The sequence below is a fragment of the uncultured Clostridium sp. genome (assembly GCF_900547735.1).
In the GTDB taxonomy this organism is placed as follows: Bacteria; Bacillota; Clostridia; order Lachnospirales; family Lachnospiraceae; genus Otoolea.
On sequence record NZ_URHZ01000048.1, the window covers coordinates 24,019 to 42,055 of the forward strand.

Annotated in this window: 14 protein-coding genes; 9 read left to right on the forward strand and 5 right to left on the reverse strand. The window is 47.5% G+C overall.

Annotation, left to right across the window (positions count from 1 at the left end; genetic code table 11):
• Positions 1–2: 2 nt before the first annotated feature.
• Positions 3–632: a flavodoxin family protein gene (locus tag QZT18_RS15040; protein WP_294148859.1), complete on the reverse strand. Its 630-nt coding sequence runs from the start codon at positions 630–632 to the stop codon at positions 3–5.
• Between the two features lie 447 nt (positions 633–1,079).
• Here QZT18_RS15040 and QZT18_RS15045 point away from each other — a divergent pair, with 447 nt between their 5' ends.
• From QZT18_RS15045 to QZT18_RS15070, 6 genes are all read left to right on the forward strand, one after another.
• Positions 1,080–1,463, forward strand: coding sequence for a GntR family transcriptional regulator (locus QZT18_RS15045; RefSeq protein ID WP_294148861.1), 384 nt, complete (start codon positions 1,080–1,082; stop codon positions 1,461–1,463).
• 71 nt (positions 1,464–1,534) lie between these two features.
• Positions 1,535–2,410: an ABC transporter ATP-binding protein gene (locus QZT18_RS15050; protein ID WP_366925895.1), complete on the forward strand. Its 876-nt coding sequence runs from the start codon at positions 1,535–1,537 to the stop codon at positions 2,408–2,410.
• Between the two features lie 37 nt (positions 2,411–2,447).
• Complete coding sequence (locus QZT18_RS15055; RefSeq protein WP_294148863.1) at positions 2,448–3,065, forward strand: ABC-2 transporter permease; 618 nt, start codon at positions 2,448–2,450, stop codon at positions 3,063–3,065.
• A 340-nt stretch (positions 3,066–3,405) separates the two neighbouring features.
• A complete protein-coding gene (locus tag QZT18_RS15060; RefSeq protein ID WP_294148865.1) occupies positions 3,406–3,765 on the forward strand; it encodes a metalloregulator ArsR/SmtB family transcription factor in 360 nt (119 codons plus the stop codon).
• Positions 3,766–3,842: 77 nt separating this feature from the next.
• Positions 3,843–4,061 (forward strand): cation transporter, encoded by a 219-nt coding sequence (locus tag QZT18_RS15065; protein WP_294148868.1) that lies wholly within the window; start codon positions 3,843–3,845, stop codon positions 4,059–4,061.
• 29 nt (positions 4,062–4,090) lie between these two features.
• Positions 4,091–5,962 carry a heavy metal translocating P-type ATPase gene (locus QZT18_RS15070; RefSeq protein ID WP_294148870.1) on the forward strand — a complete coding sequence of 624 codons (1,872 nt, stop codon included), beginning with the start codon at positions 4,091–4,093 and terminating at the stop codon, positions 5,960–5,962.
• A 94-nt stretch (positions 5,963–6,056) separates the two neighbouring features.
• Here QZT18_RS15070 and hutI read toward each other — a convergent pair whose 3' ends face one another.
• Together hutI and QZT18_RS15080 are read right to left on the reverse strand one after the other, a co-directional pair.
• Complete coding sequence (gene hutI / locus QZT18_RS15075) at positions 6,057–7,310, reverse strand: imidazolonepropionase (protein WP_125142845.1); 1,254 nt, start codon at positions 7,308–7,310, stop codon at positions 6,057–6,059.
• Between the two features lie 73 nt (positions 7,311–7,383).
• Entirely contained in the window at positions 7,384–9,408 is a 2,025-nt protein-coding gene (locus QZT18_RS15080; RefSeq protein WP_294148873.1) for a urocanate hydratase, read from the reverse strand.
• A 274-nt stretch (positions 9,409–9,682) separates the two neighbouring features.
• On the opposite strand from QZT18_RS15080, the gene QZT18_RS15085 reads away from it, so the two are divergent.
• The 3 genes from QZT18_RS15085 to QZT18_RS15095 all read left to right on the forward strand — a co-directional run bounded on the left by QZT18_RS15085 (position 9,683) and on the right by QZT18_RS15095 (position 15,784).
• On the forward strand, positions 9,683–12,526 hold the full coding sequence (locus QZT18_RS15085; protein ID WP_294148875.1) for a tetratricopeptide repeat protein: 2,844 nt from the start codon (positions 9,683–9,685) through the stop codon (positions 12,524–12,526).
• Positions 12,527–12,874: 348 nt separating this feature from the next.
• Entirely contained in the window at positions 12,875–14,407 is a 1,533-nt protein-coding gene (gene hutH, locus QZT18_RS15090) for a histidine ammonia-lyase (RefSeq protein WP_294148877.1), read from the forward strand.
• Between the two features lie 78 nt (positions 14,408–14,485).
• Positions 14,486–15,784 (forward strand): Na+/H+ antiporter family protein, encoded by a 1,299-nt coding sequence (locus tag QZT18_RS15095; protein WP_294148879.1) that lies wholly within the window; start codon positions 14,486–14,488, stop codon positions 15,782–15,784.
• Between the two features lie 369 nt (positions 15,785–16,153).
• Here the strand turns inward: QZT18_RS15095 and QZT18_RS15100 are convergent, their stop codons facing one another.
• Both QZT18_RS15100 and QZT18_RS15105 read right to left on the reverse strand, forming a co-directional pair.
• Positions 16,154–17,062 carry a MerR family transcriptional regulator gene (locus tag QZT18_RS15100; protein WP_294148881.1) on the reverse strand — a complete coding sequence of 303 codons (909 nt, stop codon included), beginning with the start codon at positions 17,060–17,062 and terminating at the stop codon, positions 16,154–16,156.
• A gap of 16 nt (positions 17,063–17,078) precedes the next feature.
• Positions 17,079–17,915 carry a hypothetical protein gene (locus tag QZT18_RS15105; RefSeq protein WP_294148885.1) on the reverse strand — a complete coding sequence of 279 codons (837 nt, stop codon included), beginning with the start codon at positions 17,913–17,915 and terminating at the stop codon, positions 17,079–17,081.
• Positions 17,916–18,037 lie beyond the last annotated feature (122 nt).

The following is an 18,037-nucleotide window of genomic DNA, read 5'->3' on the forward strand; positions in this document are numbered from 1 at the left end:
CATCAATTATGAGGCTTATAAAAGCTTGTCTTCATACGGTTTTCCCGCACCGGCGGCTGGATTCCGGCGTTTCTTCCTGCTTCGATCGACTTTAATATCCAAGCCATATTGTCGGCTACAACCCGCATGGTCTGCAAACCTTCCAGGTCTTCTTTTACCTCATCCGGATAATCGCCGTGCACGCTGTTCCAATACTGGGAGGAGATAACCGGCATCGATGAAATGAGAAAATACTTATTAATCTGATCAAATGCAGTGCTGGCGCCGCCCCTCCTGCAGCTCACAACGGCAGCAGCCGGTTTACCGGAATAGAGCCGTTTGGCGTCATAAAAAGCCCGGTCGAGGAATGTTTTCAGTCCTCCGGTAATACCTCCGAAATAGACGGGCGAGCCGATAACAATTCCATCGGCAGCGATAATTTTTTCAATCGCCGGATTAACGATATCATCAAAGACGCAGCGGCCCTTTCCCCAGCAGTTCTTGCAGTCAATACAGGGTTGCAGGCTCTGACGGCCGACATGAAGGATTTCCGTTTCAATTCCGTGTTTTTGAAGTTGACATTCGACCTCGTGAAGAGCTGTGTATGTACATCCGTCTTTATGTGGACTTCCGTTTATTAGCAGTACTTTCATTTGATTCCTCCTTTTATTCATTGATAGACAGATCTGTTACCATTCTCAATCCATTATACTCTTTTCGGGAGAGTCTGACAAATCCGTCAGGCATCAAAATCCCGTCAGACATAACAAATCCGCCATATAAGAATGCAGAGTCTCAATACAAATCTCTACGATACTTCTTTCTTCTCCTCCATAAAGCAGCAGTGCTGATATTCAATGCTGCGGCTGTTTTCCCCTGTTGCCGTGTTATTGCGGAGGCATTTTCGATTCGTGTCTGCTTACTTTGCCTAAAAGAAGCTGAAAATAAATACGTTATAAAATCGTAAGCAATTTATCGGGAGAACATATTGACATCTGTATATATACTGTGTATGATATTGATATACAGTATATATACAGATGTTTTTGTTGAAGCAGTAAGACAAAGAAAAGCATCACGCACTGCAGGAGAAATGAAATATGAATATAATCATCAGTAATTCGAGTGACAGGCCGATTTACGAGCAGATTGTAAGCCAGATTAAGAATGCGATCATTTCAGGAGAACTGGAAGCAGGGGCCCCGCTTCCGTCGCTCCGGTATCTGGCCAGGGAACTGAGGGTCAGCCTCATTTCCACAAAGCGCGCATATGAGGAACTGGAGAAAGAAGGATTCATTGAATCGCTCCAGGGAAAAGGGAGCTTTGTCACCGGAAAAAACAAAGAGTTAATGAAGGAAGAGCAGTTTAAGAAGATTGAAGAATGTCTTCAGGATGCCGTGGATATGGCGCGGGTTGCCCACATTCCATATGAGGAGCTGAAGGATGTGCTGGCCGCCCTCTATGAAGACTGGGACAGAACCTGAGGCAGCCTGAGGCGCAGCCCCGGCCGGCAGCAGGCCAGGGCGTAACAGGAGGGATTTAAGAGGTGATGAATATGGATGAAAAGACAAATAACATTCTGGAAATAGAGGGCCTGACGAAACACTACAGTGACTTTACCCTCCGGGACATTAATCTGGAACTGCCGTACGGCTGTATCATGGGCCTGATGGGAGAAAATGGGGCGGGCAAGAGTACGACGATCAAGGCGGTCTTGAACCTGATCCACAGGGACGGCGGAACGATCCGTCTCTTCGGAGAAGAGCTGCATGAGGGAAATTCAAGGCTCAGGGAGGATTTAGGGATTGTCATGGAGGGCCTCAGCCTGCCCGACGTATTTAAAGCGGCAGAGATTGACCGGATGATGAGAGGAATTTACAAAAACTGGGACAGTGAATGCTTTTTCCGTTATCTGGATCAGTTCGACATAAATAAAAAGAAGAAGATTAAAGAATATTCCAAGGGAATGAAGATGAAGCTGGCTCTTACGATTGCTCTTTCCCACGGTGCGAAACTGCTGATTCTCGATGAGCCTACCAGCGGCCTGGATCCGGTTGTGAGGGAGGAAGTGCTCGACATTCTGAGGGAATTTGTTATGGATGAAGAACATTCCGTGCTGATTTCCTCCCATATTATCAGTGATATTGAGAAGACGGCGGACTATGCCGCATTTATCCATGCCGGGCGGCTCATGCTCTGTGAGGAGAAAGACCGCCTGCTGGAGGAATACAGGATTTTAAAGGGCAGCCGCAGCAATATCATGGAGATGGTGGGCGAAGGATATGTTACCGTTTCCGGAATCCGTGAAAACAGTTTTGGCGCCGAAGCGCTTGTAAAGTTAAACAGAACATTCCGGGTAAAAGACGGGATGGCAATGGAGTCCGCTTCTCTGGAAGAGATTATGCTTTTTCTGGTAAAGTCCGAAAAATAGCGGGGGATGCGGAGGAGAACGGAAGGGAGGAAGAATCGTGAAAGGATTATTATATAAGGAAATCTGTATGTTCAAGCCTCAGCTTAAGAGCTGGGCGATGGTGCTGGTGATATTTGCGGCATATGGCGTGATATTTCGGAATGTTTCCATGATTTTGATGATGACGTCAATGCTCGGGCTTATGGCATGCTTCAATTCATTCAGCTACGATAAACAATTCCACTGCAATGAATATCTGGCGGCCATGCCGGTGAGCAGGAAAGAGATGGTGTGGTCCAAATACATTTTTATGCTGGGGCTTGACCTGATTTTATCCATCGTATCACTGATTTTTACGGCCGGATATGCCTTCATTTCAAAAGATCCTGTTATTGAAATATTTGCAGGGGTTGGCGCCGTACTGGTCGTGACTGTTTTCATGCAGGCAATCCTGATGCCGATGGTTTATATCATGGGCATCGAGAAGGCCCGATATATAAATATGGTAATCTGGATGCTGCCATGGGTTCTGGTGATGCTGTTCAAAGACAGGCTGCCGAAAATCGAGGGATGGCAGATTATCATGGTACTCAAAATTATGCCGTTCATAGCCGCTTTGTTTATGGTGGCCTCGGTCTGTATTTCCGTATCATCGTTTCGGAAAAAAGATTTATAGATATCACAGGGATTGGATAGGGCCTATATGGGCCTGTATAAAACGGATTCCGTGTTTGGTTTAAAGGAATGCACGGGATGGCTGCAAATAAAATACATGGATAAGGGCGCCTGCGGCGATGTGTGAGCAACAGTATTACACATCGCCGCAGGCTCTTTTGAGAATTTATTTTTATTGCTTGACATTAAGGAGAAAACGGAATATTATAATCATATGAACAATCGTTCAATCGTTTGAACGACAAAACAGCCAGTATGATATTGCGGTGAATCAGCAATACGGTATGCGGCTTTAAGGGCTCCCGGGTTTCGGGAGGAATGAGGAAAGGAGGTTCTGACATTTGGCGGTACATGACGTAGAATGCTGTGATTTCTATCAGATTCATGAGGATGTGGTGAAAGCAGTAAAAGAGAAGATGCCCGATGACGATGATTTATACGATCTGGCAGAGATATTTAAAGTGTTTGGAGATTCAACCAGAATCAGAATACTGTATGTGCTGTTTGAGGCGGAGATGTGTGTATGCGATATTGCCCAGCTCCTGAACATGACCCAATCAGCCATTTCCCATCAATTGCGGATTCTGAAGCAGTCTAAGCTGGTGAAGAACAGAAGAGAAGGCAAAGCCGTATTTTATTCTCTGGCGGATGGCCATGTGAGAAGTATTATCAACCAGGGTTATGAGCATATAAAAGAATAATGAAAAAAATTAAATCAAATATTTAATTAAATCATCATAAAACAAAATAAACTAAAAATCGATGGAGGAATAGTAAGATGAAAAAGAAATTCAAATTAACAGATCTGGACTGTGCAAACTGTGCGGCAAAGATGGAGGACGCCATCAAAAAAATTGAGGGTGTGGCGGATGCCAATGTCAGCTTTATGACACAGAAGATGACTATCGACGCCGAAGAGAGCCGTTTCGATGAAATTATGAAAGAAGTAGTTGCGGTCTGCAAAAAAGTGGAGCCGGATTGCATTATTAACATGTAATAACGGCAGAATTTGCAGCGGGAGGCGACATGAATAAAAAGCAGAAAACAATGCTCGGCAGAATTATTGTGGCATTTATCATTTACATTCTTGCCATAGCCGGTGAACATTCCGGCGTACTGGAACGTTTCCCGGGAATGTGGCCCAAACTCCTTATTTTCCTGGTGCCTTATCTGATTATCGGATGGGATATCATATATAAGGCGGCGAGAGGAATTATCAACGGCCAGGTATTTGATGAAAACTTTCTGATGACGATTGCCACATTCGGCGCGTTTGGAGTCAGGGAGTACTCAGAGGCCGTTGCCGTAATGTTATTCTACCAGGTGGGAGAACTGTTTCAGAATTATGCAGTCAACCGCTCCAGGCAGTCGATCAGCGCCATGATGGATATCTGTCCGGAATACGCTAATATTGAGGAGGACGGCCAGCTTAAGCAGGTTGATCCCGATGATGTGGCGGTTGGCGATATTATAGTAATCAAGGCGGGAGAGAGAATCCCCCTGGACGGTGTGGTAATAAGCGGCGAGTCTCTGATCGACACTTCCGCTCTGACCGGAGAATCGGTTCCCAGGGCAGCGCGGGAAGGCACGGAAGTTATCAGCGGCTGCGTCAACGGAGGCGGACTTCTGAAGGTGGAAGTGACGAAAGAGTTTGAGGATTCCACGGTTGCCCGGATCCTGGAACTGGTGGAGAACGCCAGCAGCAAAAAGGCGAAGGTGGAAAACTTTATCACCCGTTTTGCGAGATATTACACACCGGTAGTGGTGATTGCAGCAGTTCTTCTGGCCGTTATTCCGCCGTTAGTGCTGGGCCAGGGATTCGGAAGCTGGATTGAGAGAGCCTGTATTTTCCTTGTTATTTCCTGTCCCTGCGCTCTTGTGATTTCCGTTCCGTTAAGCTTTTTCGGCGGTATCGGTGCGGCGTCTAAGAAGGGCGTCCTGGTAAAGGGAAGCAATTTCCTGGAAGCGCTGGCTGAGATGGATACGATTGTATTCGACAAGACGGGAACGCTGACAAAAGGCGAATTCAAGGTGACGAAGCTGCATCCGGTTGGAATGAGTGATGAGGAGCTTCTGGAGCTTGCCGCTCTGGCGGAAAATTATTCCAACCATCCGATCGCGGCATCCCTCAAAGAGGCATATGCAAAGGAAATCGACGTAAACCGTCTGGGAGAGACCGAGGAAATCTCGGGCCACGGTGTAAAGACGGTGATCGACGGCAGCTCCGTACTTGCCGGCAACGGAAAGCTGATGGAACAGGCCGGAATCGAATATGAAAAATGTATGGACGCAGGCACGGTTATCTATGTGGCAAAAGACGGTAAATTTGCCGGAAGTGTGCTGATATCCGATACAATTAAGAAAGAAACCTTTGAGGCAATACGCTCCCTGAAATCGGTAGGCGTCCGCAGGACCATTATGCTGACCGGCGACAGGAAAGAAGTGGGAGAGGCCGTGGCCAGGGAAATCGGGCTTGACGGCGTCTACACGGAACTGCTTCCGGCCGACAAAGTAGAGAAGGTGGAAACACTCTTAAAATCCATGAACGAGGGACGGAAACTGGCGTTCGTAGGCGACGGAATCAACGACGCCCCGGTGCTGACGAGAGCGGATATTGGAATTGCAATGGGCAGCATGGGTTCGGATGCGGCGATTGAGGCTGCGGACGTCGTTCTGATGGACGATAACCCGGCGAAGATTGCATCCGTTGTCAAAATTGCCAGAAAGACACTGAAAATAGTAAAGCAGAATATTGTATTTGCCCTCGCCGTCAAGGCGCTGGTCCTGATATTGGGAGCGGCGGGAATGGCCAACATGTGGGAAGCGGTATTTGCCGATGTGGGCGTTTCCGTCATTGCCATCTTAAATGCAATGAGGGCGCTGAAGACAGAAGATTAAGAGCATAGGATTGATCATAAGATCAATGAGGAGAGGCGTCCGGGAATGAATCCCGGGCGCCTCTTATGGTAGATGACAGTTGGCAATAATTAATTTACCACTCTTTGTGATATACGGTTTCGCCATTCTTGATTACAGTCTCCACCAGGTTGATGGTTGTGTGATATGGCATATAGTTGATGGAAGGATATTTCAGGAAGATGATATCTGCCTTTTTACCCTCCTCAATACTTCCAATCTGATCGGCCCTGTCGACAGCGGCGGCGCCGTTGATGGTCAGAGCGGTGATTACTTCCTCGATGGACATATTCATGTAAATGCAGCCTAAAGCTACAAGCAGAGGAATATTGTTGGTAAAGCAGCTTCCCGGGTTTAAATCGGAAGCGATGGCTACCGCACAGCCGCTGTCAATCATCTTTCTGGCAGGAGCGTACTCTTCCTTAAGACAGAATGCCGTAGCGGGAAGAAGTGTGCTGATGACACTGGATGCAGCCATCTGTTTGATTCCTTCGTCGGATGCTTTTAAAAGGTGGTCTGCCGAGAAACAGCCGGTTCTGGATGCCAGTTCGGCTCCGCCGAGGGAGAACATCTCATCGGCATGGATTTTCAGCTTAAAGCCCATCTCTTTTGCCGTATTCAGGTAGTACTCGGAATCTTCAATATTGAAAACGCCCTTCTCGCAGAAGATATCGGCAAACTCGGCCAGATTCTCTGCTTTTACCTTCGGCATTACTTCTTTGATCATCATGTCGATGAATTCACGCTCTTTGCCCTTGTACTCAGGAAGCACGCTGTGCGGCCCAAGGAAGGTGGTGACAATGTCGACCGGATGGATTTTGTCCAGTTCTTTCATGGCGCGGAGCTGCTTTAACTCTGTCTCGCAGTCCATTCCGTAGCCGCTCTTGCCTTCCACGGTGGTAACGCCGAATTCCAGCATACGGTTCAGGCGTTCACGGCCAACCTCAACCAGTTCTTCCTGTGTTGCGCTCTTGGTCGGGTTGATGGTGGCATTGATGCCGCCGCCGCGCTCCATGATGGACATGTAGCTGTCGCCTTTTAAACGCCAGGTAAATTCATCGGCGCGGTAACCGCCGAACACAAAGTGGGTATGTGAGTCAACGAAGCCCGGCAGTACGGTTTTTCCCGTTGCATCGATTATTTCGTATTCATCCGGATTAATCATCTTATCCAGTTCTTCTGTAGTGCCAACCGCGAAGATTTTATCATCGTGGATCAGGACGCCGCCGTCCTCGATGAGGCCGATGTCGGACATCTCTTTGCCGCGTTTAGGAGCCTGGCCCTTGCAGGTTACGAGTTCGGAAGCGTGTCGGATATATCTTTTCGTCATATTTTACCTCTCTTATATACTTTACAGAGGCTGTTGCCATAAAAACAACAGCCTCTGTAAGATAATAGTAACATTATTTGGATGTTGCCTCTTTGAAAACTCTCTCAATCAGAGCGTCATCGGCAATGTAAGGCATTGTGATTGTATCTGTGTCTGCAAACTGTTTGTTGTACTCAGCTACAGTCTCGATAGAGTGCTCGTTTCTTGCCCAGTTTCTTCTGGAAACACCAACCATGGTATCCCACGGAATAGACTCGCGGATAATCTGGTCTGTCAGTTCGGAACCGTCCAGAACGAGGCCGAAACCGCCGTTGATTGCTTTACCGATACCTGTACCGCCGCCGTTGTGGAGAGCGATTAAGCTCATGCCCCTTGCTGCGTTGCCGGCGTAACACTGAGTAGCCATATCAGCAGTAAAGTTGGAACCGTCGTAGATGTTACTTGTCTCACGGTATGGAGAATCTGTACCGCCTGTATCATGGTGGTCACGGCCAAGCATAACCGGTCCGATTTCTCCGTTTCTAACCATCTCGTTGAATCTGAGGGCGATGTCGCGTCTTCCAAGTGCATCCTGGTAAAGGATACGGCACTGTGTACCAACAACAAGTTTATTCTTCTCAGCGTCGCGGATCCATACCCAGTTGTCGCGATCCTGGAATCTTCTGTTCGGATCGATGATATCCATAGCAGCGTGGTCTGTTTTAACCAGATCCTCGTGTTTGCCGGATAAGCAGCACCATCTGAACGGGCCGTAACCATAGTCAAATAACTCCGGTCCTAAGATATCTTCTACGTAGGATGGGAAGATAAAGCCTTCGCTTGTATCTACGCCGTTCTTGGAGATATCTTTATTGCCTGCATCGTATACGGCCTTCATGAATGCGTTGCCGTAATCGAAGAAGTAAGAACCTCTGGAAACCAGAGTCTGGATTAAGTGGAAATGCTTTGTCAGGGTCTCATCTACCAGTTTGCAGAAGGTAGCCTTGTCATGGTCAAGCATCTCGGTTCTCTGCTCAAAGGTAAGACCCTGTGGGCAGTATCCGCCGTCGTAAGGTACGTGGCAGGATGTCTGGTCGGAGAGAAGTTCGATGTGGATATTCTCATTAACCGCATACTCAAGAAGGTCTACGATATTGCCATGGAAACCAATGGACATAGCTTCTTTCTTCTCCATGTATTCATGAGCCAGTTTGAACGCCTCTTCCGGTGTCTCGGCAATTTTGCTTACCCAGCCCTGGCTGTGTCTTGTCTCAATTCTGGAGTAGTCAACCTCGGCAACGATACCAACGCCGCCTGCGATCTCGATAGCTTTTGGCTGAGCGCCGCTCATGCCGCCAAGTCCGCTTGTTACGAATAAGTGGCCTGCAAGATCTCCGTCTGCCGGAACGCCAAGGAATTTACGTCCTGCATTTAAGATTGTGTTGAATGTTCCGTGAACGATACCCTGCGGTCCGATGTACATCCAGCCGCCGGCTGTCATCTGTCCATAGGAAGAGCATCCCATAGCGGTTGCTTTTGCCCATTTCTCAGGGTTGTCGCCTTCACCTACCATCAGGCCGTTTGTGATGATAACACGCGGAGCCTGTTTGTGGGAATGGAACAGTCCAAGAGGATGACCGGACATAACAACAAGTGTCTGCTCGTCTGTCAGAACCTCAAGGTATTTTTTAAGCATCTGATACTGCATCCAGTTCTGGCAAACCTGGCCTGTCTCGCCGTAGGTAACCAGTTCGTAAGGATAAAGAGCAATCTCATGGCTTAAGTTGTTGTCGATCATAACCTGCATTGCTTTACCCTGAATACAGTTGCCTTTGTATTCGTCGATTGGTTTTCCGTGGATTTCTCCCTTCGGCATGAAACGGTATCCGTAAATACGTCCATGTGTGAGAAGTTCCTCCATGAATTCAGGAGCTAACTGCTCGTGAAGCTCTTCAGGGATGTAACGAAGGGCATTCTTTACAGCCAGTTTTTTCTCATGATCTGATAAGGTAAGCTCTCTCATTGGAGCGCGGCGGATGCCTTCTTTAAAAACGGGATACTCCGGGAGTACCGGGTCAAGTTTGATTGTCATAGCTTTTCCGATTTCACTATTGTTCATTGCTATCTCGTCCTTTCTGTTATGTGTTTTTTTTAACTTTCTGAGCTTATTATAACAATGCGGAGTCCAAAAAACGTCAATATTAATTGATAATTTTAATCTTTTTAAAAATAATCCTGTCAACCTTCTTTGGACGTCAGAGTTGACAGTACCCGTCAGGTTTTGTATACTGAAATATAATAGATCTTATAGAAGGAACCCGCGTTTTGCGGCAGGGTCTTTTTGACGGACAGCGAGAGTTTTGCAGTAAAGTATATATGTCAGGGGAGGCGCCATGAAGAAAGTTGAAATTAACCTGTGTGGAAATCCGACGATTTTTGCAGATGGGGAGAAGGTTAATTTCCCTTATAAAAAAGTAGAGGGATTTTTATATTATCTCTGTGTAAAGAAAACGGTCACCAGGGAGGAGGTCATCTGTCTTTTGTGGGGGGACGAGGACGAGACCACCGGTAAGAAGAAGCTGCGGGATGCGGTTTATCAGGTTAGACGTTTTCTGGACAAAGATATTTTAATAACGACGGGTCATACGGGGATTGCACTGAATCCCGATTATCCGGTGAAGATCGATTTGGACTATCATACGGGTTCGGATGCCGGACAGGCCGGCGTATTTCTGGACCATTTTTATATAAAGAACTGTTATGAATTTGAGGAATGGGTGGGAGGAGTCAGGGAAGAACAGCGCCAGGACATCTCGAAGAGCGCCAGGGAATACCTGGACGAGGCCCGCGAGAAAAAGGACGTTTCCCTGATTCAGAAATATAGTAATATCCTTATTAAAAATGATCCATACAATGAGGAATTATATTATGAGATCATGAACGTATATGCGGAGAACGGGAATTATACGATGGCAATCCGCCTGTATTACGATCTCCTGAAGCTGTTCCAGGATGAACTCGATATGGAACCGTCCCAAAAGGTCAAAGATTTGTTCCATCAGGTTTTTAACGTCAAGGAACATGTGAAGACGGAGGGTGTCTCCGTTGATCTTCCCTTTATCGGGCGCAGGAGGGAACTTTATGAAATCAGCGGGTTCCTGGAGCGTACGGCAGGGGAGAAGGTGGGATGCCTGGCCATCGAGGGCGAGGAGGGCGTCGGAAAAACGTCATTTTTGGAATGCGGCCTGAAGCTTGCCGCCGGCAAGCAGATGATTACACTTTATGCGGTGTGTTACAGGCAGGGAGCCGATTTCTTTTTAAACCCGTGGAACGATATTTTCCAGGAGATTCAGCAGTGTATCGAGAATGGGATGATCAAGGATGCGCTTTCCACCGGACAGGAGGAGAAGCTGGCCCAGATCCTGAACAGAGGTATGGGTGACGACAGGGAGAGCGGAAGGATGACCTACCAGATGATCGAGAAGACGGTCATCAGCCTCTTTATGGAGATTTCAAAGAAGTACCGCCTGGTTCTGGCTTTTGACGATATCCAGTGGATGGACCAGATGAGCTTTCAGTTGATGTGCCGGCTGCAGTTTATGCTGGAACCCGATGCCCTGCTTACGATCTGCACCTACAACAGGAGCAGTGAGGTGGAGGTGATGGAGTCTCTGGAACCTCTGGTGCGCAGGGATTTTGTCAAGCTTTTGTCGCTTCAGCCGTTTACGGGGGAGGAAACCGATGAGATTCTTCATAAGACGCTTCCGGAACTCGATTCGGAGCCGGACAAACGTCAGAAACTCTATGAGCTGACGGACGGCAACGCCTTCTTCCTGACGGAGATGATTAACATTATCAGGGAGAAAGGATATACGCTTGAGAAGTCACCGAAAACAAACTTTGTCATCAAGGCGAGACTTTCGGGCATATCCCAGGATGAGAAGGAAGTGCTGGACTGCATGTCGGTCTTCCCGGAGAAGATAAGCATTGAGGAAATAGAGCTTTTGATGAAGGGAATGGACCGCCTGACTCTTCTCAAAATCCTGGAACGGTTACAGGAAGGTTTCCTTATTAAAGAGGTACTGGTTGGATGGAATGTTTATTACAAATTTGTCCACCGCATCTTCCAGGAATATATTTACGAAAAACAGAGCAACGGAAAACGCCAGTTGTACCATAAGATGCTGGCGGAATATTATGAGGCCCAGGCAGAGCAGGATTTCATGGTGCTGCCGCTGGTGGTTTATCATTACGACAAGTGTCATGACCAGGTTAAGGCTTACCAGTACCAGATCCGGTATCTGAAAGAATTTTATACGGTCATCAATGAGAATTTCCCTGTGCTTCACACGGAGGCCTCCGACTTCGGAGATGATTTCGGCGTTATGGCCGAGGCGGAGAAGATGCTTGAGCTGGCGGAGGACGTTATCAATCTGAAAGATGATTCCAGGGAGATACGCCGTATGAAGATGGAGATGCACTATATCAAGGGCAGATATGATATCGCCATGGGGGAATATGACAGCGGAATCGCCAATATTGAGAGGAGTATCTTCCTCGCCCAGAAGCTGAACGCCAACAAGAACCTGCTGGCCTGCTACAAACAGCAGATATTCCATGGAATCCAGAGGGAAGATCTGGAGAAGGTGGATAAATATGTGAACCTGGGACTGGGATGTATTAAAAAGGAAGAGAAAGACGAATACGCCACCTTCCTGCGTCTCAAGGGCTGGTACCATGTGCAGAGGCAGGAGTACAGGATGGCCGAGGAAGTCCTTCAGAAGGCGCTGATGGTATTCCGGGAGCTGGAAGACGGAGAAGGAAAGTATACGGCCAGTATTGCTGCCTGTTATAATTATATCGGCGATATCTACAGGATCCAGGACCGGTTTGACGAGGCGCTGGAATTCTACACAAAGGGAATTACCGTGGGAAAAGGACCTGTGGAGACAAACGGGCTGGGCCAGGTGTACTGCAACATCGGCCAGGTCATGTACAGCCAGGGCAGATACGAGGAAGCGTCCAATTACCTTGAGCGCGCAAGGGAATGTCTGGAAAAGAACGGATACAGATGGGGCCTTGAGAGGGCGGAGACTTACCTTGCCATGACCTGCCTGAAGACAGACCGCCGCGAAGAGGCGGAGGAGCATTACAGGAAGGGCGTGGAATTGTCTGCCAAGATAGGAAATCCGACGACAGAACTGCTTCTTGAGACGGTCAGGAAGGAACTGGAATAGAAAATTCGACGGTATGGCCGCGGGAAGTTCATCAAAAAAGAGCTTTCCGCGGCCTTTTTCAGCCTTATCCGGCGCGTCTTCCATGAAAAATACCTCATTTTGATAACACATTAAAGTGAAAAAACTGGTGCATTACCATGGTAAAGCTAAGAAGTCTGTCATGCTATCAAAGTAAAGTGGAGAAGTATGAAAACATATAAAAAAAATAAATTTTGTCAGTAATATTACAAGTTTTGACGCTTTTTTGACGCTTCATGTAATATAATAATCCCATCAATTGCCCTGACGAAATGAGAGCGTCAAGGGTGAGTAACAGTATGAAAAAACAGCAGTAAAGGAGAAGATAAGATGAACAAAGTAGTAATTACAGGACAGGATTTAACAGTAGAACAGATCGTAGCAGTTTGCCGTGAGTGCGTAACACTTGAACTGTCGGAGGAGACCAAAAAGAGCGTTCTGGAATCCAGACAGATTGTAGATGATTTAATAGCAGAAGAGAAGGTAGTTTACGGAATCACAACAGGATTCGGAAAATTCAGCGATGTTGTTATTTCCCAGGATCAGTGTAAAGACTTACAGAAAAACCTGATCATCACACATGCGGTTGGCGCAGGCAATCCTTTCACAAAAGATATCGCAAGAGGAATTATGCTTCTTCGTATCAACAACCTGGCAAAAGGTTTCTCCGGAATCCGTCTTGAGACACTTCAGACCATGGTTGACATGCTGAACAAGGGCGTTACACCAATCATTCCTGAGAAAGGTTCATTAGGAGCTTCCGGTGACCTTGCTCCATTATCTCATATGGTACTTCCGATGATCGGACTTGGCCTTGCAGAGTACGAGGGAGAAGTTCTTCCAGGTGCCGAAGCTATGGCAAAAGCAGGTATCCCGGTTATCGAGTTATCCGCTAAAGAAGGTCTTGCACTGAACAACGGTACACAGGCTATGACATCTGCAGGTTCCCTTGCTCTTTATGATGCCCTGAACCTTCTGAAAGTAGCAGATATCACGGCAGCTCTGGACTTTGAGGCTCAGAACGGCGTTGTAGATGCACTTGACCACAGAGTACATGATGTACGTCCACATTCAGGACAGCTTGCAACAGCAAGAAACCTGTTAAAACTTCTGGAAGGCAGCAAGAATACAACACGCCAGGGCGAAATCCGTGTACAGGATGCTTATTCCTTACGCTGCTGCCCACAGATTCACGGCGCAAGCAAAGATGCTGTTAACTATGTGAAAGAGCATGTAAATATCGAGATTAACTCCGTAACAGATAACCCAATCATCTTCAAAGACGACAGAGCAGGAATTTCCGGCGGAAACTTCCACGGACAGCCAATGGCGCTGAGCTTTGACTTCTTAAAGATTGCAGAATCTGAGTTAGCCAACGTTGCAGAGAGACGTATCGAGCGTCTTGTTAACCCGGCTTACAGCGGACTTCCGGCATTCCTTACACCAAACGGCGGCGTTAACTCCGGATTCATGATTGTTCAGTATTCCGCAGCCGCTTTAGTATCTGAGAATAAAGTTCTGGCACATCCGGCCAGCGTAGACAGCATTCCATCCTCCGCAGGTCAGGAAGACCACGTAAGTATGGGTACAATCGCTGCAAGACAGGCTGGGGAGATCGGCCGCAACGTAAGACGTGTTCTGGCTATGGACCTTATGGTAGCATGCCAGGGTATCGATATGAGAGGCAACAAGGGTCTTGGTAAAGGTACACAGGCCGCTTATGATTTAGTTCGTAAGGAAGTTGCCCGTCTCGAGGAAGATCGTCCGTTATATGACGATATCAATTACTGTGAGAATATTATCGCTGACGGTTCCTTAGTTAAGGCCGTAGAGGAAGCAATCGGCGGTTCTATTGAGATTTAATTTAAGGGGTGTGTGTTGTTTACTTTTTTTCTGGGGAGTGGAAAAGTAGCAAAGTATGTATGAAGAAGGAGGGCTTTTATGTTAACTAACCCTGTAGTATTGGCAGTTATATCATTATGTATTCTTTGCTTATTTAAAGTAAACGTATTATTATCCATGCTTATTTCCCTGTTCATCGGCGGTATCGCCGGTGGACTGGGAGTGGCTGGTACACTGTCTTCCATGCTTGGAGGACTTGGCGGAAATGGCGAGACAGCGCTTGCATATGTTCTTTTGGGAACATTTGCCGCTTGTATGGCTTACACGGGAATTACAACGATTCTTTCCAAGAAGGTTGCCGCTGTGGTAGGTGAGAACAAATACATCCTGATTCTCATCCTTACATTAATCGCAGTTGCATCCCAGAATATCGTTCCTGTACATATTGCTTATATTCCGATTCTGATTCCGCCGTTACTGGTAATCATGAACAGATTGAAAATCGACCGCCGCGGCGTTGCCTGCGCAATCGCTTTCGGCCACAAGGCTCCTTATATCGCTATTCCGATGGGCTTTGGTCTTATTTTCATGGGTATCATCAGAGACAATATGACACAGAACGGAATGCCTGTAACCGTAGGCGAAATCGCTTCTGTTAACTGGATCCTGGCAGTTGCCATGTTGATTGGTCTTTTAATCGCACTTTTTGTTTCATACAGAAAACCGCGTGAATACAAAGATATCGTGATTGCAGAGACACATGAATTATCAAGCTTGAAATTAACTCCACAGCATTGGTGCACAATTGCAGCTATCGTTGTTGTGGTAATTCTTCAGATTAAATTTGGTTCTCTTCCATTTGCTGCTCTGGGCGGACTTCTCGTTATGTTCCTCACAGGCGCAGTTAAGAGAAAAGACATTGACGATCAGTTCAACGAAGGTATCAAATTAATGGGCTTTATCGCATTCGTTATGCTTGTAGCAGGCGGATTTGCACAGGTTCTGAAAGATACCGGCGCTGTTAATGAACTGGTAGACAGTTCTATTAAACTGATGGGCGGAAGCAAGCTGATTGCAGCAACCGTTATCACACTGATTGGTCTTCTTGTAACAATGGGCATTGGTACCTCTTTCGGTACAGTTCCTGTTCTTGCAGTATTATACGTTCCGTTATGCTCTAAGATCGGATTCTCTCCGGCAGCTACTATCGTCCTGATGTCTGCAGCAGCAGCACTTGGTGACGCTGGTTCACCGGCTTCCGATACTACGCTTGGGCCTACATGTGGTCTGAACGCAGATGGACAGCATGATCACATTTGGGATACTTGTGTACCTACATTCTTACACTTCAACATTCCGTTAATGATCGCTGCTATCCTGGCAGCACAGGTACTGTAAGGCAACTAAAAACTGAATATAGTTACTACTTAAAATAACCCCTTAAACAACACGTCAAAGGCGGCAGAGAGATGTATAGGCAAGATACATCCCACTCTGCCGCCTTTCCCTGTCCTTTTTTAAAAGAGAAGATGAGCGATACAGGCGGTGAGAATCCCCCGGGACGGAGGCTGAGAAAAACAGGATAGAGCCGTTATAAGGTCAAAGTATCATGCCGGAGCAGAACGGAGCGGACGACAACAAAAGCCGCTTTTTCGGAACGCCGGACTTGAAACCCGGGACTAAAAACCCCAGACTCGCAATACGGTTTTATGAGCAATCCGAAAGAAACGGCTTTTTAAATTGACGGTTATGTCTTCACTTTTAAAATTAGGAATATTCCGGTTCCGGTTTTGGCGGTGACGCTGGTTCCGGATCAGGCTTTATTCCTGATTCCGTTCCCGATACATTCTGCGCCTCCGGTTCTTCCACCGGAATCTGAATTTCGGTGACAAATTCCTCCGGGTTATCGGTGAATGCAATATCGGTGATGGAAATCTCCAGGGAATCGCCCGATATGGTATAGTGGTGCTGACGGATATAACGCAGAAGCTTCCGGTAAGTGTCGAATATTGTGTCATAACTGCCAAGATGGCAGGCCACCGCATACAATCCTTCCGGAAATGTCCTCACGTTTTTATCCCGGACAGGCTGTTTCAGCATATTGCCGATAAAATTATACCCATCCAGGTTATTCTTCCCCAGTGCTTTACTGTGAATGCCCAAAAGGATATGCCCCGGCTCGACATTCTGAAGTGAAGAGCGGGCATAGGATTCCTGAAGGATATCTATGTAGTGCAGGAGATGCTCTGCCTGAAAATTAATGTCTACGGTATAAGCATACCGCTCACGGATCGGCCGGAATTCACAGATGCTGCGCCCGTGGGCGTTCTCCAGAAGACGGATGCTCCTCAGATAATCATCCACATGTTTTTTGAGAGACTGAAGCTCGTTTAACTGGCGTTCCAGTGAGGAACTTGTCTCATCGAGGATCCGGCCCAGCTCGCGTATATCCTTTGTTTCACAATAAGACTTAATCTGGTCCAGGGAGAGTCCGAGCTGCTTCAGATCGCGTATCAGATAGAGCTTGTCGAACTGCTCGCCACTATAAAGACGGTACCCCGAAGATTCGTCCGTCTTCACGGGTTTCATAAGGCCAATCTTGTCATAATAACGCAGCGTCTGCGTGGAGATATTGAAGAAATCCGCTATCTCTGAAATTGTGAATGTATTTTTCATAATCGCCCCATTGACGCTATATTGTAATTGTCCTGATAACGGGTTCCTCAAAAAATACGGGGCCGCCGATTCTGGCATCGGTGATTCGGCCTTCTTTGGCCGTAAACTCGGCTTTTAAAATACCGCCCGGCTGCTTCAGTTCGAGACGGAAATCCCCGTCCTTTACATCGCGTCCAAGCCATACCGTGGAGGCCAGGGTTCCGCTGCCGCAGCTGCTTTCCCAGATAAAACTGTCGGTTGCCCTCACCCATACGACGGGCGTCATCCCGCCGCCGTTTATAAAGATGGCTCCGGCCGCATCCACGTCGGTTTCCTTTGCCATTTTATCGAGGACGGCGTGGGCCAGTGACTCGGATGGCTCCACATTTTCAAGGATCACGTGGGTAATTCCCTCCAGGACAACCGCCGGAAAACGCAGAAGGCCGCTTCCGTCAGTGGATGCAATCCCGCTGTCCCTGCCGGCTTCTTCCGGAAGCGTCAGTTCCGTGATAGCCTGCGGAAGCGGCATGGATACCCAGGAACCGTCATCCTCTAAAAGCACCTCCAGAATGTCCCGGCTGCCCGAAACCTCGACAGGAATACGCTCGCCCGCCTTCATACCGCTACGTCTTCCCAGCAGCAGGCCAAAGCTCCTGGATGCATTGCCGCAGAATTCTCCACCCATCATCTCCATACGTCCGGCGGCTCCTCTGAGCGGCGGAAGGATGAATCCTGCCTGTTCTGCATTTAAATCCTCTTCCTTCAAAATAGCAGCGCCCACCGCTGCATATAATTCGGGTGGAACATCACCCTCAGCAAACGCTGTCCGGTTCCCGGCCGGATCGGCCATTGTAATTTTTAACGTAAATTCCATTCTGTAACCCTCCTTATTGTTCATAAGAATAACATACATCCTGGAGGGGGAATTTACAAGAGGGTTTAGGATTTAGTTGAGATGCGAGGACGCCTCTGTAAGACGGCGGACGGGGGAGTGGG